Raw genomic sequence first — 25,558 nt, 5'->3', positions numbered from 1 at the left:
GAAGCAACGCGCGCTGTTACGGCCAGGCGCACCTGAAGCCCACATCGTCGAAGCGTTCCTGCGGAGGGGCAGCGTTCCTGAAGGCCGACCTTACGTAGACCTGCAGGCTGTAGTGGCCCATGCCTCCCCAGCCGCCGCCCCTTACCACTTTGTATCTCTCGCCGTAATCCTTGTCGTTGAAGTCATTGCCGGGATAGGGGAGGTACCAGTCCGCCGTCCACTCCTGAGCGTTGCCGGACATGTCCATGGCGCCGTATGGGCTTGCGCCGTCCTTGAGCGTGCCTACCGGAAGCGTGCCATTGTACTCGCCGAGCGTGTTTACTTTCTTTGTATCGAAGTCCGCTCCCCACGGGAACCTCCTGCCATCCGTGCCGCGCGCGGCCTTTTCCCACTCGGCCTCTGTCGGAAGCCTCTTGCCCTTCCACTTGCAGTACTCATCGGCATCAGCCCAGCTTACGAGTACGGCAGGGTGCTCGTCCAGGCCTGCCGGATATGTCCCGCCGGCCCAGTGAGGCGGCTGGGGCCGTCCTGTCTTTTGAACGAACTCCTTATACTGGAGGTTGGTGACCTCTGTCCTGTCTATATGGAATTCCTTGAGTTGTACCTTCCTCTCAGGCCCTTCATTGGCGTACCATGGCCTTTTATCGCCGTACTGAATGGCCTTGGCCTCCTTATCTACCTCGTTGCTCCCCATGATGAACTCCCCTTTAGGCACTTGGACCATGTTTTCCGGGGCAGAGGAGCTGCACCCCGTGAATATGGCGAGCGCTGAAAGAAGCGCAAGGCATCTGTATGCGGCGGTAAGCATTTCAATAACCTCCTGGCTTGGATGGATAGGGCAAGCCCTTCCGAAAAAAAACTTTTACCCCGGATATCCCGTGGTCAATAAATGAATATCGCCCTGTCGGTGTTCGATATAACGGTTTTCCTGAAGAGCTCCCTTGTCTCGATGTCGTAGAAGTCGATAGGGTTGTAATCGTCGGTAAAAACAAGATCCGCCTGTTTAAGCGATACCTTCCTGGAGTAAAGGCCCTTGAGGTCCTGTACGATCGGCGGATAAACGTTGTCCGGGAGAAAGCCGGTATTAACGGCCCTTTCGTCATCGAAAGCCACGAATATCATGTTCAGCACATGAGGCGTCTCGGAAAAATAACCGGGCGAGGTATATATGTCCACGTGACGGAATACCCTTTTAAGGGTATTCTGGACCATAGAGGGCACTATCGGGTTGCTGGCCCGGTTCTCGCCGATAAAGTTCATGATGAGGATGCCGTCACGGGAGAGCCTTTTTTTCATAAGCTCGAACGCCTCGACGCTCACGAGGTGGCTTGGCGGGGTGTCTCCGGAGAAGGCGTCGAGAAAGATGATGTCGTAGTCGTCCCCGGGAGACTTGAGAAAATATCTTCCGTCCTCTATGTAGGTGTCATGCGTTAAGGGGTCGTAAGAAAAGTATTTTGCAGCCGCGTCCACCACGCCCGGGTCAATCTCCACCACGTCCGTCTTTATGCCGTGCGAGGCGAATCTCTTCGGGACTATCCCGCTGCCGAGGCCTATGACAAGGGCGCGCCTTGAGTCAGGCTTGTACCCCATCGCTATCTGCTCGGAGTAATATGTGTACTTTGATATCGAAAGGCCAGTGTTGACATCGATGGCACCCTGGATCATATTCTCAAGGAGGAATTCCCTTAATGTCACTCCGCCGTAGGAGTAATCGACTATCTTTATCTGCCCGTAGGCGCTGTCCCTGGCTGAGATAATCGATACCTTTGTGCCGTCGGGCCTCACAACGGAAGGAAGTTCCTCAGGCGCGAGGAAGAACAGGACCGGGAGCGCTATGAGCGCGGCAGCCAGGGCTTTCTTCCTGAAAAACACCCAGTACCCCGCGGATAAAGCGACGAGGACCAGGGCCGAGAGGTAGATGATGTTGTTTACGCCGAGGCTCGGTATCAGGATAAAGCCTGTGAGGACCGTGCCCAGAAAGCTGCCGAAGGTGGAGACAGCGTAGAGCCAGCCGACGGTCCTGCCGACCCCCATTCCATCGTCCATATATAGCTTGACTGTAAAGGGGCTCACCATCCCGAGCAGGAAAAGGGGAGGCCCGAAAAGGGCCGCGGAGCTTGCAAGCGACCCTGCCCTGAGACCCAGGATGAGGGCATTGTCTATGACAACGCCCTTTGTGAGCGGAATAGAGAGCACGAAGAGGCCAGCGAGGAGTATGGCCGTGAAGAGCGCTGTATGGCTCGTCTTCCTGTCCGCGAGCTTTCCTCCGAACCAGTACCCGAGGGCGAGCGAGACGAGCGTGACGGTTATGAGCGACGTCCACACGAAAAGGCTTACGCCGAATGGAGGCCCTATGATCCTCGAGCCAAGTAGCTCCAGGACCATTACTATCGCGCCGCATATAAAGGCGGTGAAAACCAGGTATCTGCTTGCGGACACTTGCCGCTTGAGTTCAGGCCCTTCCATCCCGGATCATTCCTTCGCGCCTTTGGCGCACCTGAAGCCGAAGTTGTTGTTCTTCGTCAGGGGATGGAAGAATATCCTGTTGAACGCGGGGGCGCTTATGCCGCACTTGTAGTACGTACAGTCGTACCAGGACCCGCCTTTGAGCACCTTGTACTTCTCGCCGTAGTTCTCGTCATGGTGGGTGTTCCCGGCGTAAGGCTTGAACCAGTTGTCCGTCCATTCGAAGGCGTTTCCCGCCATGTCGTAGATGCCGTAAGGGCTCTTGCCGTTCTCAAAGCTTCCGACCGGCATGGTGTCTTCGTTGCCGTACTGGGGGGTGTTGCCCTTGTTCTTGTCAAATTTAGTCCCCCACGGGAAGGTCCTTGCATCGGTACCCCTGGCGGCTTTTTCCCATTCCTGCTCCGTGGGAAGCCTCTTGCCCTCCCACTTGCAGAAGGCGTCGGCATCGGCCCAGGTCACGTATATTACCGGGTGGTTTTCCTTGCCCTCAGGGATGCGCCCGCCTGTCCAGTGGCTTGGGGCCGGGCGTCCGGTTGCGTCGACAAAGACCATGTATCTTTTGTTTGTGACCTCGTATATGTCTATGTAGAATGAATCCATGTTCAGCTTGTGAGCTGGCTGACTCTTGGGCCACCAGTCGTTCGCGCCCATGGTAAACTCACCCGCAGGCACAAGCACCATATCTTTTGGGCCCTTCGTCGGCCTCGATGATTTTTTGTCCTTGGCAGAGGCCTTCTCCGCCCTGGCGTACCGTTCCATCTCGGCAGTGGCATGGGGCGAGCCGTACCGTTCATTTATGTCAATATAATTTTCGCTCAAGCCGGGGCCATGGCATCCCACGCAGGTATCGTCCCTGGTGTAGTCGATCGAGTATCTCCTGTCGGAGGTATGGCATTTGGTACAGTCAGGTTCGCCGGTTACGGGGTCGTATTCCTGGCTCTGGTTGGCATATGAGTTCACGCCGGCCATTAGGCACAGGGAGAACAAGGCTGTAGATATTACCTTATGACTATCGCGCATCAGTTTTTCCCGTCCGTCCTGAGGGCGTAAGTTCTTTTGCCTCTGCGGCCTTCAGGCCCTCCTGTTCAAGGAATCTTATGTAAGCCAGCACGTTCCAGCGTTCGGCGTCCGTGAGTATCTCCTGCCACCTTGGCATCGACATGGCCTCTCCGCCTATGTCCTTGTGTATGCCGGCGGTAATCGACCGGAACATCTCCTCGTCCGTTTTGTCCATCCTCTTCCTGTCCTCAACGAAGTTGGCAGGGTGCGGTGATAAAGCGATCCCAACCGGACCGTCCCCGTACCCTTTCTGGCCGTGGCAGAAATGGCAGTACTTGAAGTAGATCTCCTTGCCCTGCTCCAGGTCGATTTTTTCAGGCTTTGACGCTGTCGTTTTCGCGTTTAAGGATTCAGGCTTCGAGCCGGTGTCACCTCCCGAGCACCCGAACGTCACGGCCGCTACCAAAGGGAGGAACAGGGCGGCAAGCCAGATGCCAGCCGGTTTTTTACTGTTTATCGTTCTCATTCTCATACGCGCTCTCTAGCCTTTGGATGTTTTGATATTACTTCTGCTCAAGGTATTCGACCTTGGCGGAATCGTTGAGGCCTTTCAGCCACTTTTTCATGGCTTCTTTCTTCTCTTTTTCAATGAGCTCCGTCTTTAGCTTATCAATGTTAAGGGACTCAAACGCTTTCTGGGTGGAGGGTACTCTTTCCTCGATCTTGACCAGATGATACCCGTACATGTCCATCACAGGCCCTACGACCTCTCCGGTATTCACGCCCTCTATGGCCGCCCCTATCTCCTCTGAAATGCTGCCGACATGGGCCCAGCCCATGTCGCCGCCATCCTTTGCGGTAGGGTCTTCCGAGTGCTCTTGCGCCAGCTTGGCAAAGTCCTGGCCTGATTTCACAAGCTCAAGGATCCCATCGGCTTTTTTCTTCGATTCATTCCAGACCTTCTGTCCGCCTGACGGGTCAGCCTTGATAAGTATGGAACTCAGGTGCACGCGCTCGGGTTCCTTGAATTTATTGAGGTTGTTGTTGTAATAGTCCTTCATGAACTGCTCTGTTACCGTTGTCTCCGCGTTTTTCTTGAACTCCTCGGCCTTTGACTTCCGGATCTTGGTTATGACCGTGTTTTTCTTGAACGTGTTCTTGAGCTCATCCAGAGTCAGATTGCTTCTTTTGAGCACCTTTTGAAGGGTCTCGCCAGGCGGGAGTTTTTTCCTGATCTCCTTTAATTGCTTATCGACCTCTTTTTTGTCGACTTTATCAAGCTTGTTCGCGATGGCGTATTCGTAGATAAGCTCGTTGTCTATCAGCGTGTGTATGGCCTTCTGCCGTATCTCATCGTATTTCGCGTCTGGTATCGTCTGGTGATAGGTTACCAGCGGAAGCATCATGTTGATAGTCGAGTCGATATTTTCCCTGGTGATCTCATGGCCGTTTACCTTCACGATCACGTCGGTATCGCTCGGCTCAGTAGCTTTGGCGCTGGAAAAAGATAAAAATGCCGCAAAGATCGACGTTATGAAAAACACCTTTGATAGGCGCATGGTTTCTTAGACCTCCGGTTTTTGTTAAGTTGCATTATAATATAAAGTCGCTGAAGAAAAAAACTAAATTCCTGTCTTTTCAGGTGCTATTTGAAGGCATGCCCGCGCCCCCTGAGTTGTGTTGAAAAGCGAGGCTATTTTACCCCTTATTGCTTAAAACATCGATTATACGATTATTAAAAAATTTTAATAGTAGGCAAGGTGGGACGCTGGCGACTCAGTCCTCGTGAGCGATCCGCCTGCCGTAGTCGCTGGAGGACTCCCAGGGCACCCATGAAGAATCGTCTCTGGTCTGCGCAAACGGGCTCTATTCCCCTGGAATAAAAAAAGCCGCCCCCTGCGGAGCGGCTTTTTTGATTAAAAGCCCGTCATTATTTTTTTGCCTTGGAGGCCTCCCTGGCCTTTGATTTCTCGCCGACATATTCGTACACATTGACCCTTCTGTTCCAGGAGTCAACTACGTATATATAGTCTTCATTATCGATAGAGAGGCCGGCAGGCAGAATCAACTGTCCTCTGTCGGCGCCATAGGAGGAGAAGGACATGAGTATCTGCCCTTCGATATCGAATATCTGGACGTTGTTGAAGGCCGCGTCCACTATGAATATATGCCCCTCGCTGTCGACCCCTACGCCCTTTGGCCTGGCGAACATGCCTGCGGAGTCACCGAACTGGCCGAAGGCCCTGATGAACTTGCCGTCAACGTCGAAGACCTGCAGCCTGCCGTTCATGGTGTCGACTACATAAAGGTTCCCTTTATTGTCCACGCTGATATGAGAGGGGAAGTTGAATTCGCCCTCTTCCTTGCCCCGTTTGCCTATCGTTTTTAACGGCTTCAGCGTGTCAAGCTCAAAGACTCTTATGTCATGAGAATGCGTATCGGTCACATAGAGCCTGTTGTTGGCGTCATCCGCCACCACCCCGGTAGGCTGCTGGAAAGGCTCTGCGGGCTGAAGGTTCTGGATCATCTTGCCCGTTTGATCAAGTACGGCTACCTTGTCTACCTGAGAGTCGGTTACGAAGATCCTGCCCTTGTTGTCCGTGGTGACGCTTATGGGCTTGAAGAATCCCCTTGCCCCCATCTCGACAAGTGTGGTCATCTTCGAGTTCTTGGTGTCGAATACGAAGACGTCGGCGGCCGCGGTGTCGGTCACGTATACTTTCCCGTTCTTATCCGCGTGAACGCCCATGGGCTTTTTAAGGTTATTCCCTTGCCCGGACCCGAGCAGTATATCGACCGCAACCCCGCCCGATGAGAAATCCGCGCTGCCGCGAAGCGCCCGTACAAATTTTATCCTGGGCTGGTCAGGTGGTTCCGGCCATGCTACGTCCGGCAGAGGCGGGGCGGCGCACCCGAAAAGGACAGCCGGGACGGCAAAGACCAACAAAAGCCTTTTTAGAAATTTACTCATCTTGATTTCCTCGTTTGTTTCAGGAGATGTGCTCCCGCTGGAGCTGAAACTATAAGCCGGTGGGTCTGATTGCCATTTAAAATATTACAACGCTGAATCCGGCTAAGTCAAGACCTGATTGCGTCATCACCTGAGCGCGTGTTTTCAGGGATCTTCAGGACCGATTACCTCCACCGCTCTTTCTCAAGGGACTGTCCTTTGAGGATCGCGTGGCATCTTACGCAGTTGTCACGGGGCCAGAATGTAAAAGCCACCTTGCCGTGGCACCTTCCGCACCACTGCCCCTGGAATATCTCGTCCATGGTGATAGGGTTGGCCCCCGCCTCGGGTATGAATATCTTGGGGTGGCAGTTGTTGCAGCTCAACCAGTATGTATGCACGGAGTGGGGGAATATGACGTTGGACATGAGCGGGACCTTGGCTTCCATAAATATGTTGAGGTTAAAGGGCGGTTCGTCAGCCGCTTCCTCTTCGTATATGGCCCCCCTGGGGTCTATATAGCCGCCTACGACCGCGGCTGTCCAGTTTACGTTCCCTGAAGGGTCCTTGGGCATGACGTCAAGGGCAAGGATCTCCGAAGTGCCTTCCTTGATGGAAGCCCTGTGTTTGATCTCATTGAAGAACTTGTCATAGTAATCATCAGAGTTTTTGAACTCTTCAACTTTCTTCTGAGGCGCGTTGGGATTTACGAGGACCTCCAGCGACTCTCCGCAGCCAAGCAACAGTATGGAGATGGCCGTGAATGTCAGCATGGCGAGGAGGCTCTGGGGTCGGGGAAGGGGCTTCAATCGGGATACCTTCTTGGGGCGGTTGCATTTTTTATATTTTCCGGACCATATATCTTTTTACTATACAGTCCGCGTGCTTGTCAAGGTTTTAAGCCGCTGGCCTTCAATATGATCGCGAGCGCACCCGCGGTCGACTTCGTGGTAAAGTTATCGAATCGTAACAGTTTTTTCCTTCCATGCCGAAGACTTCCGCAGCTTCCTGCAGGAGCTTCAATATTATTGACAATTCACGCCTAAAGGGTATATTTTAGGGCTCATGGCGTCAAACAAGGCCATATGGTCTGTGGGCGGGGGTAAAGGCGGCATAGGAAAAAGCGTCATGACCGCCAATATAGGTTGCGCCCTTGCCAGGGCCGGCAAGGAGGTCATCCTTGTCGACGCGGACCTGGGCGGAGCGAACCTTCATACCTATTTCGGCGTCAGATACCCTCCTGCCGGTCTGGATGATTTTCTCAAGGGCCGTATAAAAGACCTCGGGGAGGCCGCGGTAGCGACCCCTCTGCCCAACCTGAAGCTCATATGCGGGGCAGGCGAGTTCCTGGGGATAGCGAACCCGGCCTACGCGCAAAAACAGAAGCTCATAAAAGGCATCAGGAACCTTGGCGCGGAGTATATTATCGTTGACCTTGGCGCCGGTTCTTCCTACAACGTCCTTGATTTTTTCGCGCTCTCGAACGAAGGCATAGTGGTCCTGGTGCCTGAGCCCGCCGCCATCCAGAACGCCTACATATTCCTCAAGAGCTTCGTGTACAGGAGGCTGCAGAGGCTCTTTTCAGATGACCCGCGTCTCACCGAGCTCGTAAAGGAAGCAACCGACGTAAGGAGCGAGCGCGCCGTCAAATCATTTTCAGACCTATGCGAGAGGATAGCCGCTTATGACCGGGATGCCGCGGCCAGAGCCGTCTCAGAGATAAAGGGGTTCAGGCCCAGGCTCCTTCTCAACATGGCTCAGTCGAAGGACGACCTCAAGGTGGTAGACGCCTTCAAGGGCGCGGCCAAGACGTTTCTGGGCCTGGAGACGGATTTCCTGGGGGCGCTCTTCTCAAGGCCTTCGGTCAAGGCGGCTGCCCGCAAGATGTGCCCGTTCATGCTCGATCCATCCGCCTCTGACGCGCACTCGGATGTAGAGTCGATTGTGCAGAACCTGTTCAGGCTTGAGGGCCTTTCAGGTGGTACCTCTAAGGCGGCGGTGAACGAGCCGGAAGATGCAGGCTCGCTCTCCGAGAAGACCGAAGCGCAAGCGGAGCAGGAGGTCTTCGGCTTCAACGATAACGTGAGCCACTCTGGTACTGTCTTCCATGTGCAGACAGAGGCCCAGGGCGGGGGCGACCCTTTCATAGAGACGGTCATATATCAGGGCGGCAGGATCTTTTTCTCAAAGAGGACCCGATGGAAGGATGCCGGTGAAGGGGCGGCCGGCATGGGGTTCAGAGAGTTCGCTACCCGGCAGCACAAGGCCGCGATAGCGGCTGTAAAGATGAACAGAATAACTATTCAGGGTTAAGACGATGTCATATTGTGTCGTGCTCGCAGGCTCAACGGATGCTTTTTCAGCCGGGTTAAGAGAGGCTATTAAGGAATGCGGATTCGCTCTGCGGGAGAAAGGGCAGGGCACGGGGCTTCCTTCTGAGCCGGAGAGCCTGCCGATAATAGGGGTGGCGAGCATGGACGGCCTCAAGGAAATAGAGTTGGGGGCTGCAAGGCCCTTTCTCATCTATACGGCCATGGCGCTTTCGCAGGAGGACGTTCAGGGCTTAAAGGAGGCAGGGCTCATAGGGGTCATCACGCCGGAGACACCGCCCGAGGACATAGTATTCCTGCTCAACAAGGCTCTTTTCTACGACAAGATGCTCAAGAGGAACCCGAGGGTGCCCGTCAGCATACCGGTAACGCTTGTCTCAGGCCAGAAGATAATGAAGTCGTTCGCCTCCATGTTGAGCAGGGACGGCATATTCGTCATGAGCCTCAACCCGCTTGCCGTAAACTCGGCATGCGCTCTGAGCTTCTCCATTCCAGGCACGCAAAAAGAGCTCTCGACAGGGGCGAGGGTCATCTACAATATTCAGGTGAACAGGGAGTTGAGCATCATATCCAATCCACGTGACCCCTTTAAAAGGCTTGTTTCACATCCAGGGATGGCGCTCGTCTTTACGGATATGCCGCAGGATGACAGGGAGTCGATAGAAAGCTATATACAGACCATCATATAAAGGCCTGAAAGGGCTTCAGGCGCGTTTTCGCTCTTCCTCCACAGAGGCCCTCAATATCTCGATGACTTCGATGTCCTCGACCTGCTGGAAGTCGTAATAGAGCTGGCTTACCGCGAAGAAGAGGTCCGGTATGAGGGGGCAGATGACCTCCGAGACCTCGTCCATGTTCTCTATGCGCTCGACCGTGTCGGCTGGCCCCCCTGGTACGGCTACGATTATCTTTTTCGCCCCTGAGGCGTGCGCGGCCTGTATGGCTGATATCATCGTGGAGCCCGTGGCCAGGCCGTCGTCGACGATGATAACCGTCCTTCCCTTGAGAGGCACCTTGCCTTTGACCAGCCTGTAGAGGCTGAGGCGCTCCCTCATAGCGTTGAGCCTGGACCTCTGCTCTTCTTCTATATAGCTTTCCTTTATATGGAGGCTCCTTATGGCGAGGTTGTTTATATAGACCTGCCCCTCTTCAGTTACAGCGCCTATGGCCAGTTCAGGGTTATATGGCGCCCTCAGTTTTCCGGCGAGTATCACATCGAGATCGGCCTTCAATACGCGGGCGATCTCGGCCGCGACTACAACGCCACCCCTGGGGAGGCCGACTATGACCGGGCGGTCGCCAGAGTGCTTTTTAAGCCTTTCCGCAAGTGCCCTGCCCGCGGCAAGCCTATCCGTGTAAGGCGCGGACTTATCCATTATGGCCTCCTGCCTAAAGCATATCTTCTGCCGTCTCTTTGTCAAGAATCCGCAGCCGGAACGTGCGTGTGAGCTTTTCAACAAGGGGATTTTATGCGGTTTTGCTATTCGGCTTCGGCGACCGGGAGGTCTTTTGAGATGAGGCCCCGCCATTTTATGGCTGAATCGAGGACGGCTATTACCGCGAGGGCGGCCATGACAGCGACAAGTATGGAATCCAGCCTGAACGTGAAGGCCTGGGACGGGTCAACGGACGCGGCGGCCTTTGCCGTGAATATCCAGAAAAGCTTCCATGCGGCGACAATTGTCATCACTACCATGAACGCCATCGGCACAAGGGTTATCCAGACGTACCGTGCCTTGCCCATCTTAAGGAGTATCGTCGTGCCAACGCTCAGGGCGAGGGCCGCCAGCAGCTGGTTTGCCACCCCGAACATGGGCCAGATGGTCGACACGCTCCCGGAGCTTATGAGGTAGCCCCAGGCCGCCACTACAAGCGCGCTCGTAAGTATCACCCCCGGCATCCAATCGGTCCGCCCGATCGGCCTGTAGAAGCGGCCGCCGAACTCCTGGAGGATGAACCTCGCCACCCTTGTCCCGGCATCGACGGTCGTGAGGATAAAAAGGGCCTCGAACATGAGGGCGAAGTTGTACCAGTAGGGCATGAGCCCGGTCATGCCGGGCAGGGCGCTGAAAATCGAGGCCATGCCTACCGCAAGAGAAACCGCTCCGCCAGGTCTCCCGGAGACGTCAACGCCTACGGTGGAGGATAGCTCGGATATCCTCTCAGGCGCGAAGCCCATGGCTGACAGGGCGTCTGCGGAAAGAGTCGTGTTTATGGCGAAGTAATCTCCCGGTATGAGGACCGTAGCGGCAATGATGGCTATTACCGCCACAAAGCCCTCGCAGAGCATGGCGCCGAAGCCTATCGCGCGGATATCGCTCTCCCGCTCTATCATCTTTGGCGTAGTGCCTGACGATATGAGCGAATGGAAGCCGGAGATGGCCCCGCAGGCTATCGTTATGAACATGAACGGGAATACTGTGCCCGGGATTATCGGGCCGCCGCCGTCGACGAACCTGGTGACGGCTGGCATCTTTATGTCAGGGGCGAGTATTATGACCCCTCCGGCAAGGATGAGGACCGTCCCGATCTTCAAGTATGTCGAAAGATAGTCCCTTGGAGCGAGCAGAAGCCAGACAGGAAGGACAGAGGCGAGAAAGCCGTATATGGCCAGCGCCCAGATGAGAAAGCCTTTGTCATGGCTGAATACCGGCTCCAGCATGCTTCCCTGTATGTACCTTCCGCCGAGCACCGCCGCCAAAAGGAGCACAACACCTATGACGCTCACCTCGGCGACCTTGCCGGGCCTGAGCCTGTAGAGGTAGACACCCATGAGGAGGGCTATGGGTATGGTCATGAATATGGTGAAGGCGCCCCAGGGGCTTTTGTACAGGGCGTTTACCACCGCGAGCCCCAGGCCTGCCATCGCGACTATGATGATAAAGAGGATGGCGAGCGCGGCGGTAAAGCCGGCAACAGGGCCGACCTCGTTCCTGGCCATCTGCGCAAGAGAGCATCCGTTCCTGCGGACAGACGCGAAGAGTATTATCATGTCATGCACCGCCCCGCCGAAGGCCGCGCCGATAAGTATCCACAGGAAGCCGGGGAGATAGCCGAACTGGGCCGCGAGCACCGGGCCTATGAGCGGGCCAGCCCCGGCTATGGCCGCGAAGTGATGGCCGAAGAGCACAAGGGTATGCGTCGGGTGGTAGTCCCTGCCGTCGTTGAGCCTTATGGCGGGGGTTACGCGTCTGTCGTCGAGGGCGAGTATCTTTGCCGCGATGAACGACCCGTAAAGGCGGTAGACTATGATGAAGAAGCACGCGGCCGAGACCACGAGCCAGAGGGCGTTGACGTTCTCGGACGGGTTTATGACGCGCACAACGACGCCGAATGAGACTGCGAAAAGGAGCGCGAATATCGCTATGATCACGCTGGATAATTTCATGGGAACATGTCTTCGCTCATTTTAAGTTATGTGGAAGGGGGTGTCAAGGATGTGGGGGGGATTTAAAATTTACAGTTCTTCCGGTGAGTCTAAAGCTTGCAGCCGATTCCTGTTCCCAGGATGAACAGGTTTATGCCTTCACAGGCTTTGGGTTTTTCGGCAATAGAGATGCTGTTGTAATCAGGCGAATATTTGTAAGTCAGAATTTTTTTCCAGTTTTTTTTATTTTCCTTTTGCAGTCTTTTGTAGAAAGGCCTTTTGCGCGCTGCCGCGCTTTTCTTGGCATAAGGCTCGCGCGCCCCTCCCCCAGCCCTATGCTCGCTTACGTCTTATGCCCGAAGTTGTTTTAAGTACAAAAACACTCCGCTACTTCGCCTTTCCCCCCACGGTTATCTCCGGTATCCGGAGCGTCGGCTGGGCATCTGATACGGGTACTCCCTGGCTGTCCTTGCCGCAGGTGCCTATGCCGAAGCCCAGATCTCGCCCGAGCATGTCTATGTTCATGAGGACGTCAGGGCCGTTTCCTGTAAGGGTAGCCCCCCTTACAGGCTCGCCTATCTTGCCCTTCTCAATCATATAGCCCTCTGTCACCTCGAAGACGAAGTCCCCGTTCACGGTATTTACCTGGCCGCCGCCCATCTTCTTGACGAAAAGGCCTTTGTCCAGCGACCTTACTATCGTATCCGGGTCCTCGGTGCCGGGCGCTATGATCGTGTTCGTCATCCTCGGTATCGGCCTGTGCTGGTATGACTCCCTCCGGCCGTTGCCTGTGGACTTAAAGCCTGACTTCATCGCGTTGAGCCTGTCGCACATGTAGGTCTTCAAGACCCCGTTCTCTATAAGCACAGTCTTCTCCGCGGGCGTCCCTTCGTCGTCAAAGAAGAAAGAGCCCCTCCTGTAAGGCAGCGTCGAGTCGTCCAGTACGGTTATCTTCTCATTCGCGACCTTCTGGCCTATCTTTCCGGAATATACGGATAGGTTCTGGAGGGCGAGGTCGGCCTCAAGGCCGTGGCCTACGGCCTCGTGCACCATGGTGCCGCCAGCCTCGCTCGAGAGCACTACCGCCATCTTTCCGCCGGGCGCCCTCCTCGCGCCGAGCATCATTATCGCCCTTCTGGCCGCTGTCTCCGCTATCGCCTCAGGAGGGGTCTCATCGAATGCCTCAAGGCCCATTATGCCTCCGAGCGGCTCATAGCCGGTCTGGATGACGTCCCCCTCGGCGGAGATGGCGTTGCAGAGGAAGAGGAGCGCGTTCCGGTCCTCTTCTATCCACTCGCCAAGGGAGTTTACGACGGCCATCCTCCGCCACCCGTCGCCGTAGACGACCCTGACCTGCCTTATCCTCTTGTCGAACTTCCAGGCAGCGTCCGCGGCCCTGTTCACGAGCCCGACCTTCTCTTCAAGCACGCCCATGTACGGGAGCCTCTTTATGTCGAAGCCCGGGGCTGTCTCTTTTTTCTTGAGGTTTATTGCGCCGGCTTCCTTGCCATCCCGCACGCCATGGGCGACAGCGGAGGCCGCCTCGATGAGCCCTTTCTCGGAGACGTCGTTGGTATAGGCGAAGTAGGTCTTGAGCCCTGCTATGACCCGGATGCCGCAGCCCCTGTCCCTGCCTGTTATGACCTTCTCTATCCTTTTTTCCTCCGCCACTATCGAGGCGTTGGCCGTGTCCTCAAGATAGATGTCGGCGTATTCGCCGCCTTTTTTAAGAGCCGCCTTTAATACCTTGAAGGGGTCGAAGTTCTCTATCAGTCCCATGCTCCTCCTGACAGGCTGTTGAAAAAGGCCAATCTGCTGTGTCGTCATCAAAATTCGTCACTGCGGCGTACCATCCAGGTACGCCGCATTCCTCCTGTTTCGACTCCCTGCATCTTGACCTTTTTGACCAGCCTGAACGTGATCGTGATTTTGAGTTCTTCAGCAACTTGTTAATGAGTATACAGGTTAGCCAGCCTTACGCCTTCCCGTGTTCCTTTTTATGCTCGAACATCTGGCATTCCATGCCAGAGGACCTCTGTACCACCGCCGATGGCGCCTCCCGGCTCTTGAAGCCCAGGGCCTTGCATCCCTTCGGGAAGAACTCGTCCCAGGTGATGTAGAAGTGCTTGCAGTGGAAGCAGTTTTTCTCCCCGGCCTTCTCGTCCATATCCGCTATTTATTGATGTCGTACTTGATCAGCCTGTAAAGCTCTTCCCGCGTCTGCATCCTGTTGAGCAGCCCTTTCTGAGTGCCCTTCTCCTTAAGCTCGCTCAAGGCCTCTTCCATCGCCTTCATGCCTGTTCTAAAGGCGGTCATCGGGAAGAGTACAAAAGAATAACCCATTTCGCTCCAATCATCCATAGTCAAGTAGGGGCTCTTCCCGAACTCGGTCATGTTCGCCATGAGAGGGGCCTTCACCGCCCGCGCGAACTCGATGAACTCCTCCCTTGTCTCAAGCGCCTCGGGGAATATTATGTCAGCCCCTGCCTCGATGTATAAGGTCGCCCTCTGTATGGCCTCATCGAGCGTGCCAGCGCCCCTGGCGTCTGTCCTGGCGATTATCTGAAAGTCTTTGGAGCTTCTCGCCGAAGCCGCCGCCCTGACCTTCTCCGCGAACTCGGCTGCTGGTATTACGCTCTTGCCGGGCAGGTGGCCGCACCTTTTCGGGAACTCCTGGTCCTCTATCTGGATAGCCGACGCGCCTGCCTCTTCAAAGGCCTTTACTGTAAGGGCCGCATCCTGAGGGCCGCCGAAGCCGGTGTCGGCGTCGATGACGGCAGGCACGCTTACCGCCTTTAAGATATATGACGATAGGCGCAATACCTCTTCCCTTGAAAGGAGACCGGCGTCAGGCAGGCCGTTTGAGTTCGAGAGCCCGGCCCCGGATATATATACCGCCTCAAAGCCCGCCTTCTCGATGAGCATGGCAGAGGCCGCGTTGAAGGCCCCGGGTATCGGGAGCGCGCCCTTACGTTTGGTTTTTATAGTGAGCAGGTTTTTCTCGGCCACAGCTCACCTCATGAAAAGCCTTAGCAGCTCCATTACGCTTTTGGCCTCCTCTGCCTTCCATAACTTTGATAGCGCCTTTTCAGCCATTCCGTCCCCGAGATACCAGCCGCCCAGGTTTTTGAACTTCTCTTCGAGCTCCCTGTCGGTCATCGCGTTTTTTGGATGGCCCTTCGGGTATATCATCTCCCTTGTCAGAAGCTCTCCTGACGAGAGCTTGACCTCTACCCTGTTCGGTATCGCGCCGGGGTACATCCGGTCAAGCTCAGCGTCCTTCACGACCCTGACCTTTTTGATGAGTGTAGTGAGGTCAGGGTCTTCCATCCGGTCTGAATAGGTCGCGAGGTTCACGTTGCCGTCAAGAAGGGCGGCTGCAACGAGGAATGGCAGGCTGTGGTCTGCGGTCTCCCTTGTGCGGGGCCTCCATTTTTCATCCCCGGAGCCGATTATCTCGAAGCCGGCCCCGAAGGTACTTACCACGACAGATTCTATCTCCTTCGGGTCAACTATGTCGGCCACAAGCTCTACAGCCGCACCTATCGCGCTCTGTGAATGGTACTCGGCCGGATAGAACTTGATATAGGTGTCGAGTATCTTGAAGCGTTCCCCGCCTTCGCCGCCGAAGGTTTCCGACAGCCCAAGCGGGCCTGATACGGTCTTCTCGAAGCCGAACTCGCCTTCGAATATCGGGGCCGGGCCGGTTATGCCGTTTTTCGCCATGATCGACGCGAACAGCGCGTCTTTGGACGTATTGGCGAAGGCGCACCCCTTCCACATCGAAAGCTCGCCGGCCCTCGATTGCCTGAGCGCCGGTGAGACCGTCCCCGCTATGTTTATGGCGTTTATGAATTCGTCCCTTGAAAGGCCCAAAAGCATCGATGCGGCGACCGTTGCTGAAAAGGCGCCGTAGGCCACGTGGTCCCATCCCCTGGTGCGAAGCGTTGCGGCGTCGCAGAGCCTGCACTGCACCTCGTAGGCGGCGACTATCGCCGTTATAAGCTCCTTGCCCCCCGCATTGGCCGCCTGTGCCGCTGCGAGCGCGGCAGGGATATTGTCGGAAGGGTGCGCCGGTTCCTTTGATAAGTATGTATCGTTGAAGTCGAGGTATCTTACAAGTATGCCGTTTGCGAAGGCCGCGGCCTCCGGGGTGGTAGGAAGGGGGGAGCCGAATATGGTCGAGGCCAGGCCGTTTGTGACCACAGGCGCTGCTCTCATTGCAGCCTTTGCCGGCGGCGCCTCATAGCCCCCGAGCATGCACGCGAACGAGTCGACGAGCCTTCTTTTGGCCTCATGGACCGCCTCTCCGGGCAGGTCTTCGTACTTAAGAGCAAGGGCATAGTCGACAAGCCTTTCGGCTATAGTACCGCGCCGCATCCGATACTCCTTTCAGGGCTCCGATTTAGCCGCTATAACAGCTTTACCCGTGTTGTCAGCCGGAGTGATGATATCCAGCCGTTCACCTTGCAAATCACAAAAGGAATATAGCCCATAACCTCTATCACGGCAAGCAAGTCCGGTTGATAAATGGAAAACCCGCGTTAAGATTGCTTGATGAGGTTTTTAAGCCTGACGATGATAATCTTCTTTATTATACCCGGCGCGTGCCTCGCGAGAGAGTATAACGAAAGGGCGTACCAGGCCCGCTGGTGCGAAAACGCCGGCGGGGTGGCTGAGGCCGTTCTGCCTGACAGGACGCGTGTCGACTGCCTTACCGATACCCACGCGGTCGAGGTCGATTTCGCTCCCAAATGGGCCGAGGCGATAGGGCAGGCCCTGTACTATTCGTCCATGACAGGGCGTAGCCCGGGCATACTTCTGATAATGGAAAGGGAAGGGGACAGGCGGTTCCTTGACAGGGTGCTGAGGGTCTCAGGTGAGCTCGGCATAGACGTCTGGACAACCACGCCACTGGACCTCGTCAACAACAATGGCTTAAGTCCGAATTGATGGACGGAATAGTCAAGAGCCCGGCGCGCGCCCTTGAGCGTAAGGGTATTGTCCTGAAGCGATATCTCCAAATCCACTTCTCAAGCGTCATATCCGTCCTCCTTTCGTCAATCGGCATGAAAGGCCGCCTGTGTTTAACAAATAAATGATAGGTACGCCGCTTCAGTAGTCAAGTGGCTGGACTTTAGATGAGGTCCGCGATTATCTGGATGAGGCCTGTGGCGAGGTGGGTGAGGATCACTGCCTTTATGGCTGGTATGAGGGCTGGCCCGCCATTGTAATTCCGTATAAGGCAGAGGGCCCCCGGGATAGAGATAAAGGCGGTCAGCACTACGATGAGAGACGCTTTAGGCAGGAAGCCGAGAATGACCCCGGCAACAAGCGACGAGTAAGTAAGTATCAGGATAAAAATGAGCCCGTACCTGGCGCGCTCCGGGCCGAGGCGCACCACGAGTGTCCTCTTGCCGGCGCTCCTGTCTGCCTCGAAGTCCGGGAACTCGTTTACGTAAAGAAGGCCCGCTATGAGGAAGGAGAGGGGGAGGGAGGCGAATACCGGAAAGAGGCTTATCGTACCCGTCTGCACTAGGTAGGCCCCGAGCACCGTGAGGAGGCCGAAGGTTACTCCGACGGTTATCTCACCGAGCCCCCTGCCAACAAGGAATACCGGAGGGGCTGAGTAGAAATACCCTGAGAGGAGCCCTAAAAAACCTATGGCAAAGAGCAACGGGCTTGTCGTAAGAGCAAGGTAGATGCCGGCAATCGACCCAGCCGCGATAAGGGCCGCGCCGAGGGCGAACGTTCCGGATGGGGTCATGAGCCCTGTTTGTATGAACCTGCTCCCGCCGGTAAAGGGCGACAAGGCGCTTTTGTTAATGCTGTCCGTGCCGTTTTTGAAGTCGTAGTAGTCATTCAAGACGTTCATCCCGGCGTGGTAGAGGAGGGCTGCGACCATCGATACCGAGAAGGTGAAGGCGTTAAACGACCCGCTCTCCCGCCAGGCTACAGAGGCGCCGAGGCCAACGGCAACGGCTACGGCCGGGAGGAACTGTGGCCTTGTGGCCATGAAAAGCCTTGCGGGCGTTTTCATGAGAGCGTCAGCGCTATGTAGACGAAGGTAGCGTAGAGGATGCCGTTTACGATGAAGAACCACGGGGTGATCTTCGTTATCCTCATGGCGATGAAGTAGAGCCAGATCCCGGCGATTATCGTGACGACGCTGCTCGCCACGACCGTGACGTTCACGGTCCACGGGGTCAGGAATATGCCTATCGCCGGAAGGAGGCTTCCCTGGAAGACCATGGCGCCCGTGATGTTGCCTACTGCCATGGTGTCCTTGCCCTTCCGGATCCAGAGTATGCTGTTTATCTTCTCCGGGAGTTCGGTAGCAACCGGCACTATGAGGAGCGCGAGGGCTATTACCGGGATGTCGAGTATATCAGCGAGGGACTCTACCCCGTGGACAAACCCTTTGGCCCCGACGATTATGAGCCCGAGCGCGACGATGAGCTGGACTACGACGATGGCCATGTGGTCCTTGAATATCACGCCGAGGTAGAGCGACTTCGACTCTTCAGTGCCGTGCCCTTCCTTTACAAGCGCCGCGCTGGCCTTTACTGTCTCAAGGACGTAATAAAAATAGGCGAGGACGAGGATTATGGCCACGAAGACCCTTATGAGCCTGTACTCCTGCGGCGTGAAGGCTACGAGAAAGGCCAGCGTGAAGGCGAAGAGAAAGAACTCGATATCGCGCCTGAAGCCTCCGCGCTCCGGCGTAAGGTGCGTCTTCTTCCTCTTTCCCTGGAACTGCCAGATCGCGGCCCCTATGAGGAACATGGCAAGGGTGGAGAGCATGAAGGGCGCACCGAGTATCGCCCCTACGCCGACCTCCTCGCTTACTTTGGCTCCGTTGCCGCCGAATATGGCCACGAGCGGCACCATGGTCTCTGGCAAAGCGGTCCCGACCGCCGCGAATATGCTCCCGGTGACCCCCTCTGAGAACTTGAGCTTCGCGCCGAGGGACTCGATCGCGTTTGTGAATATTTCGCTGGCGGCTATTATGACGATCAGCCAGAAGGCAAGTATCAATAATTCCTGTATCAAGTCGCGCTCTCCGGCGGCCCCGGCCTCTGGCGGACAAGCTCGGCGCGCTCACCCCTGAAAAACAGGAGCAGCGCCATGCCCGCCACAAGCACTATTGAGCCTATTATGATGTAGGTGATACCTGGGTCTTTGTTGATTGTAAGCACTACGTAAGGGCTGTAGACGTAATCGGTAAGCGTTATAGCGTGCCCGCCGTGCCTTAGACGGCTTCCGGGGGCCGAGACATCGAGGAAAGACGCCTTTCCGTCGCCGGATATTACCTCTATGTGCGGGTTGGCGAACTCGCCGGTCCTGCTGTAGGGGCGCCCGGACCCGTCGATAGCGAAATCCGGGTAAAGGACGCCGAGCCGGAAGTGGCTTCCGTCCGGGGCGGTGAAGGCGCCGTCCAATTTGACCTCTACTGAGCTGCCATCGATATCAAGGACCAATCCGGTCGGGCTCTCGCCCTGGTCCAGATGGTAGAAGGCTATGCCCTTGTATATAAGGGGGCTGTTTATGCCGGCCTCCCCGGCGACGGCCACGCTTTTGTCATCTTTTAAGAGCGTGAGCCCCGTCTTGAGGTACTCGATCTCGCCGTCTTGCGAGGTCCTCATATCGACGCCGTCGAGGCGGACATGAAGGCCAGGCTGGTTCGGCACGGGGATAGATTCCCCCTTGTAGAGAAGATTGCCGTAGCTCCTGAAGCCCCAAATGCTTCCGATGAGGTGCCCAAGAAGCGCTATGAGAAAGCCAATGTGGACGATATGGGGGAAGAACGACTGCCAGGGCTTCCTGCTGGCGGCTATCGACCAGACCTTGTCAATGGTGCAGACGGCGGTGTTTATGGCAAAGAGCGCCATCAGGACCATGAGCAGATATACCCATAGCGTAAGCTTTAAGTACCCTGTGCCCAGGGAGTAGATGAGGGGAAAGAGCACCTCCTGGTCGAACGCCCTGAAAAAGCGCGGGTTCTGCATGGAGACCATCGATCCCCATGCAGAGACACCGCAGATAAGCACCGCGAGCGTTATGGTCAGGTATAAGGAGGAGAAAAACCTCCAGACGTTTCTCATGCCGTTATTATCTGAACCACTTCAGTATGTTCCCGGCAAGCCTGGTGTTGTCGGCCTCGCCGATGAACTTGTTGGCGAACGGGGCATCGTCGGCCACGACCACCACCTTGCCTTTGCCGGCCTCACGCACGGCTATTATCCCGACCTTCTCGACCGGCTCGTTCTCAGTGAACGTCCTGTTCCTGTCGGTGTCCATCCACGCCTGATCTGATGTGGAGGCTACGACGATGGCGCCCTGGTCGGCCATGAGCCCCCAGGTACCGTATACAGCCACCTTTTGCAGGCCTGATGTGACGGGGTGCTCCGCGAACCTTGTAACGTTAAAGTCCTGGGAATGGCCGTCGATCAGCCCTTCCTTTTCGCAGATGACGAAGTTGGAGACGATTATCCCGAACTGTCCGGTAAGCGCCGCCACAGGAGGCGAGATGTGGAGGAGCACCAGGAGGTTGCCGCCGCCGTTTACGAACTTCTTAAGGGCCGCGCCCTCAGGCTCGGTGAAGCCCATGGAGGGGCCGGCCACGATATAGGTCTTGACGCCCTTGAGAGCTTTTGTAGTGATCGGCCCTTCGTTTACTCCGGCCTTCCCGCCAGCCTCATCTGCCATCCGGTAAAAAGAGGTGTAATTAAGGTCGCCTTCTTTTGTTGGCGAGAATATCTCGCCGTGGCCCAGGTCGAATACCGTCCTGGCCGGGGTAGCCGCCTTCTTGACCGCCGTTTTTTTATTCGACTCCGCTTTCGGAGTACCCTCCGCGTTCACACCCTGCGCCCAGGCAAAGGCTAAAGAAAGCAATACCGCAAGGAAGCACAATGTTTTTTTCATGACTGGTCCTGTTTGAATTTTATGGCTGGCATTGTTGCCGATGAACCGTATCGGTATATACAAGATAAGCAGCGCTTACCGTTATAATGCTATTTTGGGGCAGCCTATTCTTCTGTTAGCGGTTGCCGTTTCACAAAATGAGGTATAATTGGACGGTCCAGGCCCTATGGGCAAGGAACGCACACTTCAGGATATCCGTTGACGCATATACCTGTCAAGGGATAAGAGCCTACATAGGATTTTCACTTGATTTTGGACCGAAGGTCTATGGTAAACTGTAGGGATGTACGAACTTTCTATAATAACTTATTTTTCATCCGCGCATAACCTGAGGGGATACCAGGGGGCCTGCGAGAACCTCCACGGCCATAACTGGAAGGTGGAAATAGATGTGAGGGCCGAAGGGCTCGACAGCCTCGGCATGGTAGTCGATTTCAAGTCGCTCAGGGGCAAGGCGAAGGCGATAATAGACCCCCTGGACCACAGATACCTGAACGAGCTGCCGCCTTTCGACGTTCTGAACGCCACAGCCGAGAACATCGCGAGGCATATCTACACCGAGCTTTCCAGGTCGTTGAACGACGGCAACGTGAAGGTTTCCAGAGTGAAGGTCTGGGAATCGGAGAAGGCCGCCGCCGCTTACTATGAATAGACAAGGGGTTATAATGCCAAAAAAGAAGCTCAAGGATGTACAGTCAGAGCGCGATCACAGGCGCATACCCATCGACAAGGTGGGCGTCAAGGATATCAGGTACCCCATAGTGGTGCTTGACAGGAAGAACAAGTTTCAGCACACCGTGGCCTCGATCAACATGTACGTCGACCTGCCCCACCAGTTCAAGGGCACGCACATGTCCAGGTTCGTAGAGATACTGAACGAGCACAGGGGCGAGCTCTCGGTCAGGAACTTCCCGCAGATACTCAAGAAGATGAAAAAGAGGCTCATATCCTCTACCGCCCACCTCGAGGTGGAGTTCCCCTATTTCGTAGAGAAGAGCGCCCCGGTCTCCGATTCAAAGGGGCTTATGGAGTACAGGTGCAGGTACAGGGGGACGCTCGGGGCTGAAAAGGACTTCATGCTCGAGGTCGAGGTGCCTGTCTGCACGCTATGCCCCTGCTCCAAGGAGATAAGCGAGAGGGGGGCGCACAACCAGAGGGGGGTTGTGAAGGTAAGCGTCCGCTTCAAGGGGTTCGTCTGGCTGGAGGACCTGATAGCCGCCGTCGAGAGCTCCGCCTCAAGCCCGGTGTATTCCCTCCTTAAAAGGGTTGACGAGAAGTACGTCACCGAAAGGGCCTATGACAACCCGATGTTCGTCGAGGACATGGTCAGGGAAGTGGCCATAAACCTCGGCAGGATAAAGAAGCTCAAGTGGTTGAGGGTCGAGGCCGAGAACTGGGAATCGATACACAACCACAGCGCGTATGCGTTCCTTGAGCAGACTCTTTGAACGGCCTGAATAAAAAAGCCCTGCCGTGAATTAGCGGCAGGGCTTTATGTTTTTAGCCATAGGTGCGTTAACCTTTGTAGAGAACCTCTTTCACCTTGAGCTTCAACTCCTCAACCCAGAACGGGTTGCCCTTCTGGATGAAGCCCTTGACCTTGAGTTCGAACCATTTGGGGTCGAGCACCAGGTCGTCTATGATATCCTTCCCTGTAGTCACTATCGCAGGCATCTCAAAGCCGGTTGAGCGCATCTTCTGGAGAAGCTCTTCTCCGTCCATGTTTGAGGCCGGGTCAGCCGGGTTCTTCAGATAAAGGTCGGTGACTATGAGGCTTACCACTTGAGCCTTGGCGGCCTTCAAGGCCTCTGCCGCGTTCTTGGCCGGGACCGTCCTGAAGCCAAGTTCGGAAAGAGAGGCCGCGACCATCTCCCTTGAAAGGCGGTCGTCCTCGACGATGAGCACGGATTCGCTGGATGAGTCAGGGCCCTTGGCCGGGCGGGCCTCCTCGTATTCCTCGTGCCTCACCTTAACTCTTTCCGGGGGCGCGGGCGTTGCCACCGGGGTTATGTCGAAGCCGTCGGCCACCTTTTTAACGAGGTATTGCGCGCCGCATCTGACGCAATTTATCCTCACGCCCTTCTTCCATTCAGGGAGCATTTCTCCCGGGACCCAGAGCCTGAATTTGGTGTCGCACTCGACGCAGGCTATCTCGACGGGCTCTTTCCCTGCGGCTGTTTTTTTGTCTTGCACATCGGGCATGTAGACCATTTTTATAAGGAATTTACGGGTTTCAAGCGTAATGTCCAGTTTAACCCAATAAGCCGCCGGGTGTCAATGGGTTCTCCCTGTTACTGCTCGATCCTGCCCTGTATGCCGGCCACCTTGCCGAGGCCCAGCAGGTTGAAGGTAAGGTAGGCGATCTTTTCTTCGAGGCGCTCCGTGTATGTGACAGTAGCGCTCCAGCACTGGTGCGTGTAGTCGATGCCGTAGGAGGTCTCAAGGGACCTGTACTCGTCGAACGAGTACCTCTTGAAGTAGGTGAGGTCAACGCTTTTCGATACGCGCCCCCTCAGGAATGCTTCAAGGTAATTGGATCCGTCCCTTACGAACCTGTGCGAGATATTCAGGGTGTCTCCCCTGCTATCCGCCGCCGCGAGCGAGATGTCATAGGTGTTGAAGCGGTTCTCGTATATATCGAATTTGCCTTTCGCGGTGGCCGTCACCAGCGGGCCCGGCCTTATGATGACCTCGCCGGTTATCTCGGAGAAGGGCTTCCTTTCATCAGTGGCGGAGGTGAGCTCCCTCTGGGCCTCGTAGAAGTTGTAGGTCTGGCTCAAGTCCAGGTAGAGGTAGTCGAAATAGCCTGGCGTATCGCCGTCAAAGAGCTTGCCGGTAAGGGTAGAGTTGATCGAATAGGTCATGCTGTTCATGGGGGCGACCCTGTCAACGGCGTCGAAGCTGGGGAGGTCGTCCTGGACCGCCTCCGGCACATAGGTGTAGGTCACTTTCGGCCTTATGGTATGCCTCAGGGACTTGAGCCGCGGAAGGTCCGTCCTGTATATCCGCACAAACGTCGTCGTAAGGTCGGCGGTTACGTCATAGATAAATCTGTCAAAGTAGCTTTTCTCAGGGTCCCCGTCGATATACCAGAACGTAGCCTTCGGCCCGACCGAAGGGATAAAGTCGAAATATCCCCCCGGGCTCATCGGCAGCGACAGCCTTGGGCGTATGTCTAAGCGCTGTCCCCTGGTCCCGGCATCCCTCCAGAAGTTCACGAAAGAGGATTGGCTTGACAGGTAAACAGGGGTATTGTAGATCTTGCTGTCCGTCCCGGTAAGGGTTATCTCCGGGAGCCTCTGGAGCGTTTCATCGTCATCGGCGTCAAGGAGGTTGTTGAATACCCTGAACTGGCCGACGAGGCTGTAGCTCGACCAGTTCTTGCTTATCGAGACGTTGCTTTCTATCGATTCGAGCGACCTCTCATCAGTGCCCTTTCCGAAGTCGATGAAGTACTCGTCGTCGCTCACCAGGTTTATGTTAGCCCTTATGTTCACGTTACCCGCGAGGAGCTCGCTGTGCCGGAGATTGAACCTCCACCTGCTGTTCGTCGCCTCTTCAGGCCTTGAGAGGTTGTCGACGCCGTCCCTGAACTCCCTTATGCGCTCTATGCTCTGCTCCTGGAACTGGTAGAAAAAGACCTCCCCTGCGCTGTTCCTCGAACGCGCGTACCTGTACTCAATGCCTTTGCCTGCCCCGCGCTCTGTCTCTATGTCGAGGTAGAATGTGGCATCCTGGTTTCTGGCTATGGCCCAGAAGAAGGACGTCTCAAGCACAAAGCCCCTTAGCCTCGAGTAGCCGGGCCTGGGCTGCAGGAACCCGCTCTGCCGTTCGCGTTTTATGGGGATCGAGATGAAAGGCGAATAGAGGACAGGCACGCCTTTTATGTAGAACCTTGCGTTCCAGCCCGTAAGGAACTCACCGACGGTCACGTTGGCAGAGGTGGCGGCAAAGCTCCAGGCCGGCTCATCCTCAGGGGGGCAGTCGCAGGTCGTGTACGTGATGCGCCTGGCGAAGTATGATTCCGGCCCTGTCTTCTGAATCGTGTCGGCCGTCAGGTGGATGTTGCCCTCCCGGTAATAGAGCCTGCCGTTTACAAGGACGGCTGTCTTGTCCTTCATGTTGAACTGCAGGCTCTTGCCAGAGAGCTCGCCGCCGCCCTCGTCTGTTACGCGCACGTCGCCGGATGCGGTCGCTACCCCGGCGGCCATGTCGAGTATGGCCTCGTCCGCCAGGAGCCTCGTACCTTCCTGGACCATCTCCACCTTTCCGGTAGCGTGGTATGTATCGGTAGTCTTGTCATAGGTTATCGTGTCGGCGGTGACCTCTACAGGGGTCTCTTTGTTGAAGAGGTCTCCGGTGGGAGCCTCTTCGGCCCGGGCGCCCCATGTGAGGATAAAGAGGAGCGGCAGTAAGATTATTATGATCAAGGGTTTTCTTACGGGCGCCACTGTTTTTTTGCCTTGGAGAGTGTAATGCGGGTAAGTTCGAAACGTTAGCACATAAGGGGGGTATTTTACA

Annotated in this window: 24 protein-coding genes; 5 read left to right on the top strand and 19 right to left on the bottom strand. The window is 55.8% G+C overall.

What is annotated here, in order from left to right; genetic code table 11:
- Positions 1-16: 16 nt before the first annotated feature.
- The 7 genes from A2V21_304080 to A2V21_304050 all read right to left on the bottom strand — a co-directional run bounded on the left by A2V21_304080 (position 17) and on the right by A2V21_304050 (position 7,224).
- Positions 17-808, bottom strand: a complete 792-nt coding sequence (locus tag A2V21_304080; protein OIJ73515.1) for a hypothetical protein — start codon at positions 806-808, stop codon at positions 17-19.
- Positions 809-882: 74 nt separating this feature from the next.
- Positions 883-2,466 carry a hypothetical protein gene (locus A2V21_304075; GenBank protein ID OIJ73514.1) on the bottom strand — a complete coding sequence of 528 codons (1,584 nt, stop codon included), beginning with the start codon at positions 2,464-2,466 and terminating at the stop codon, positions 883-885.
- 6 nt (positions 2,467-2,472) lie between these two features.
- Positions 2,473-3,435, bottom strand: coding sequence for a hypothetical protein (locus A2V21_304070; GenBank protein OIJ73513.1), 963 nt, complete (start codon positions 3,433-3,435; stop codon positions 2,473-2,475).
- Positions 3,436-3,475: 40 nt separating this feature from the next.
- Positions 3,476-3,991 carry a hypothetical protein gene (locus A2V21_304065; GenBank protein ID OIJ73512.1) on the bottom strand — a complete coding sequence of 172 codons (516 nt, stop codon included), beginning with the start codon at positions 3,989-3,991 and terminating at the stop codon, positions 3,476-3,478.
- Between the two features lie 37 nt (positions 3,992-4,028).
- The gene (locus A2V21_304060; protein ID OIJ73511.1) at positions 4,029-5,024 is read right to left on the bottom strand and encodes a hypothetical protein; all 996 of its coding nucleotides are present in this window, start codon (positions 5,022-5,024) and stop codon (positions 4,029-4,031) included.
- A gap of 371 nt (positions 5,025-5,395) precedes the next feature.
- Positions 5,396-6,409 carry a hypothetical protein gene (locus A2V21_304055; GenBank protein ID OIJ73510.1) on the bottom strand — a complete coding sequence of 338 codons (1,014 nt, stop codon included), beginning with the start codon at positions 6,407-6,409 and terminating at the stop codon, positions 5,396-5,398.
- Positions 6,410-6,600: 191 nt separating this feature from the next.
- Positions 6,601-7,224 carry a hypothetical protein gene (locus A2V21_304050; protein OIJ73509.1) on the bottom strand — a complete coding sequence of 208 codons (624 nt, stop codon included), beginning with the start codon at positions 7,222-7,224 and terminating at the stop codon, positions 6,601-6,603.
- 256 nt (positions 7,225-7,480) lie between these two features.
- Between A2V21_304050 and A2V21_304045 the strand changes: the two genes are divergently transcribed.
- On the top strand, positions 7,481-8,728 hold the full coding sequence (locus A2V21_304045) for a hypothetical protein (GenBank protein OIJ73508.1): 1,248 nt from the start codon (positions 7,481-7,483) through the stop codon (positions 8,726-8,728).
- 4 nt (positions 8,729-8,732) lie between these two features.
- Positions 8,733-9,434 (top strand): hypothetical protein, encoded by a 702-nt coding sequence (locus A2V21_304040; GenBank protein OIJ73507.1) that lies wholly within the window; start codon positions 8,733-8,735, stop codon positions 9,432-9,434.
- A 15-nt stretch (positions 9,435-9,449) separates the two neighbouring features.
- On the opposite strand, the gene A2V21_304035 is transcribed toward A2V21_304040, so the two are convergent.
- From A2V21_304035 to A2V21_304010, 6 genes are all read right to left on the bottom strand, one after another.
- The gene (locus A2V21_304035; protein OIJ73506.1) at positions 9,450-10,121 is read right to left on the bottom strand and encodes a hypothetical protein; all 672 of its coding nucleotides are present in this window, start codon (positions 10,119-10,121) and stop codon (positions 9,450-9,452) included.
- A 104-nt stretch (positions 10,122-10,225) separates the two neighbouring features.
- Positions 10,226-12,133, bottom strand: coding sequence for a carbon starvation protein CstA (locus tag A2V21_304030; GenBank protein OIJ73505.1), 1,908 nt, complete (start codon positions 12,131-12,133; stop codon positions 10,226-10,228).
- Positions 12,134-12,499: 366 nt separating this feature from the next.
- Positions 12,500-13,885: a peptidase C69 gene (locus A2V21_304025; GenBank protein OIJ75043.1), complete on the bottom strand. Its 1,386-nt coding sequence runs from the start codon at positions 13,883-13,885 to the stop codon at positions 12,500-12,502.
- A 202-nt stretch (positions 13,886-14,087) separates the two neighbouring features.
- Complete coding sequence (locus A2V21_304020) at positions 14,088-14,279, bottom strand: uracil-DNA glycosylase (protein ID OIJ73504.1); 192 nt, start codon at positions 14,277-14,279, stop codon at positions 14,088-14,090.
- 5 nt (positions 14,280-14,284) lie between these two features.
- Positions 14,285-15,067 (bottom strand): methylisocitrate lyase, encoded by a 783-nt coding sequence (locus A2V21_304015; GenBank protein ID OIJ75042.1) that lies wholly within the window; start codon positions 15,065-15,067, stop codon positions 14,285-14,287.
- Between the two features lie 57 nt (positions 15,068-15,124).
- Positions 15,125-16,492, bottom strand: a complete 1,368-nt coding sequence (locus tag A2V21_304010; GenBank protein OIJ73503.1) for a hypothetical protein — start codon at positions 16,490-16,492, stop codon at positions 15,125-15,127.
- Between the two features lie 198 nt (positions 16,493-16,690).
- On the opposite strand from A2V21_304010, the gene A2V21_304005 reads away from it, so the two are divergent.
- The gene (locus tag A2V21_304005) at positions 16,691-17,065 is read left to right on the top strand and encodes a hypothetical protein (GenBank protein OIJ73502.1); all 375 of its coding nucleotides are present in this window, start codon (positions 16,691-16,693) and stop codon (positions 17,063-17,065) included.
- Positions 17,066-17,249: 184 nt separating this feature from the next.
- Here the strand turns inward: A2V21_304005 and A2V21_304000 are convergent, their stop codons facing one another.
- The 4 genes from A2V21_304000 to A2V21_303985 are packed head-to-tail and all read right to left on the bottom strand — an operon-like array spanning position 17,250 to position 21,037.
- On the bottom strand, positions 17,250-18,152 hold the full coding sequence (locus A2V21_304000) for a hypothetical protein (GenBank protein OIJ73501.1): 903 nt from the start codon (positions 18,150-18,152) through the stop codon (positions 17,250-17,252).
- Positions 18,149-19,165 carry a sodium:proton exchanger gene (locus A2V21_303995; protein OIJ73500.1) on the bottom strand — a complete coding sequence of 339 codons (1,017 nt, stop codon included), beginning with the start codon at positions 19,163-19,165 and terminating at the stop codon, positions 18,149-18,151. The genes A2V21_304000 and A2V21_303995 overlap by 4 nt, the downstream gene beginning before the upstream one ends.
- On the bottom strand, positions 19,162-20,217 hold the full coding sequence (locus A2V21_303990) for a hypothetical protein (GenBank protein OIJ73499.1): 1,056 nt from the start codon (positions 20,215-20,217) through the stop codon (positions 19,162-19,164). The genes A2V21_303995 and A2V21_303990 overlap by 4 nt, the downstream gene beginning before the upstream one ends.
- 7 nt (positions 20,218-20,224) lie before the next feature.
- The gene (locus A2V21_303985) at positions 20,225-21,037 is read right to left on the bottom strand and encodes a hypothetical protein (GenBank protein ID OIJ73498.1); all 813 of its coding nucleotides are present in this window, start codon (positions 21,035-21,037) and stop codon (positions 20,225-20,227) included.
- Between the two features lie 283 nt (positions 21,038-21,320).
- Between A2V21_303985 and A2V21_303980 the strand changes: the two genes are divergently transcribed.
- Positions 21,321-21,689, top strand: coding sequence for a 6-carboxytetrahydropterin synthase QueD (locus A2V21_303980; GenBank protein OIJ73497.1), 369 nt, complete (start codon positions 21,321-21,323; stop codon positions 21,687-21,689).
- Positions 21,682-22,485: a GTP cyclohydrolase gene (locus tag A2V21_303975; GenBank protein OIJ73496.1), complete on the top strand. Its 804-nt coding sequence runs from the start codon at positions 21,682-21,684 to the stop codon at positions 22,483-22,485. The genes A2V21_303980 and A2V21_303975 overlap by 8 nt, the downstream gene beginning before the upstream one ends.
- Before the next feature lie 67 nt (positions 22,486-22,552).
- Here the strand turns inward: A2V21_303975 and A2V21_303970 are convergent, their stop codons facing one another.
- Positions 22,553-23,239: a hypothetical protein gene (locus A2V21_303970; protein OIJ73495.1), complete on the bottom strand. Its 687-nt coding sequence runs from the start codon at positions 23,237-23,239 to the stop codon at positions 22,553-22,555.
- An 89-nt stretch (positions 23,240-23,328) separates the two neighbouring features.
- Positions 23,329-25,467 carry a hypothetical protein gene (locus tag A2V21_303965; protein ID OIJ73494.1) on the bottom strand — a complete coding sequence of 713 codons (2,139 nt, stop codon included), beginning with the start codon at positions 25,465-25,467 and terminating at the stop codon, positions 23,329-23,331.
- Positions 25,468-25,558 lie beyond the last annotated feature (91 nt).

The organism is Deltaproteobacteria bacterium GWC2_55_46, assembly GCA_001595385.3.
Classification (GTDB): Bacteria; Desulfobacterota; GWC2-55-46; order GWC2-55-46; family GWC2-55-46; genus UBA5799.
The sequence above is the reverse complement of the archived record's forward strand: the minus strand, read 5'-3'. Positions and strand labels throughout refer to the sequence as shown.

What these genes read in the sequence shown, in the direction of transcription:
- A2V21_304000 (OIJ73501.1), bottom strand. Translation starts at nt 18,152, where the DNA reads ATGAAAACGCCCGCAAGGCTTTTCATGGCCACAAGGCCACAGTTCCTC.
- A2V21_304045 (OIJ73508.1), top strand. Translation starts at nt 7,481, where the DNA reads ATGGCGTCAAACAAGGCCATATGGTCTGTGGGCGGGGGTAAAGGCGGC.
- A2V21_304020 (OIJ73504.1), bottom strand. Translation starts at nt 14,279, where the DNA reads ATGGACGAGAAGGCCGGGGAGAAAAACTGCTTCCACTGCAAGCACTTC.
- A2V21_303990 (OIJ73499.1), bottom strand. Translation starts at nt 20,217, where the DNA reads ATGAGAAACGTCTGGAGGTTTTTCTCCTCCTTATACCTGACCATAACG.
- A2V21_303985 (OIJ73498.1), bottom strand. Translation starts at nt 21,037, where the DNA reads ATGAAAAAAACATTGTGCTTCCTTGCGGTATTGCTTTCTTTAGCCTTT.
- A2V21_304070 (OIJ73513.1), bottom strand. Translation starts at nt 3,435, where the DNA reads ATGGCCGGCGTGAACTCATATGCCAACCAGAGCCAGGAATACGACCCC.
- A2V21_304030 (OIJ73505.1), bottom strand. Translation starts at nt 12,133, where the DNA reads ATGAAATTATCCAGCGTGATCATAGCGATATTCGCGCTCCTTTTCGCA.
- A2V21_304065 (OIJ73512.1), bottom strand. Translation starts at nt 3,991, where the DNA reads ATGAGAACGATAAACAGTAAAAAACCGGCTGGCATCTGGCTTGCCGCC.
- A2V21_304080 (OIJ73515.1), bottom strand. Translation starts at nt 808, where the DNA reads ATGCTTACCGCCGCATACAGATGCCTTGCGCTTCTTTCAGCGCTCGCC.
- A2V21_303970 (OIJ73495.1), bottom strand. Translation starts at nt 23,239, where the DNA reads ATGCCCGATGTGCAAGACAAAAAAACAGCCGCAGGGAAAGAGCCCGTC.
- A2V21_303975 (OIJ73496.1), top strand. Translation starts at nt 21,682, where the DNA reads ATGAATAGACAAGGGGTTATAATGCCAAAAAAGAAGCTCAAGGATGTA.
- A2V21_304005 (OIJ73502.1), top strand. Translation starts at nt 16,691, where the DNA reads ATGATAATCTTCTTTATTATACCCGGCGCGTGCCTCGCGAGAGAGTAT.
- A2V21_304075 (OIJ73514.1), bottom strand. Translation starts at nt 2,466, where the DNA reads ATGGAAGGGCCTGAACTCAAGCGGCAAGTGTCCGCAAGCAGATACCTG.
- A2V21_303980 (OIJ73497.1), top strand. Translation starts at nt 21,321, where the DNA reads ATGTACGAACTTTCTATAATAACTTATTTTTCATCCGCGCATAACCTG.
- A2V21_304010 (OIJ73503.1), bottom strand. Translation starts at nt 16,492, where the DNA reads ATGCGGCGCGGTACTATAGCCGAAAGGCTTGTCGACTATGCCCTTGCT.
- A2V21_304040 (OIJ73507.1), top strand. Translation starts at nt 8,733, where the DNA reads ATGTCATATTGTGTCGTGCTCGCAGGCTCAACGGATGCTTTTTCAGCC.
- A2V21_304035 (OIJ73506.1), bottom strand. Translation starts at nt 10,121, where the DNA reads ATGGATAAGTCCGCGCCTTACACGGATAGGCTTGCCGCGGGCAGGGCA.
- A2V21_304060 (OIJ73511.1), bottom strand. Translation starts at nt 5,024, where the DNA reads ATGCGCCTATCAAAGGTGTTTTTCATAACGTCGATCTTTGCGGCATTT.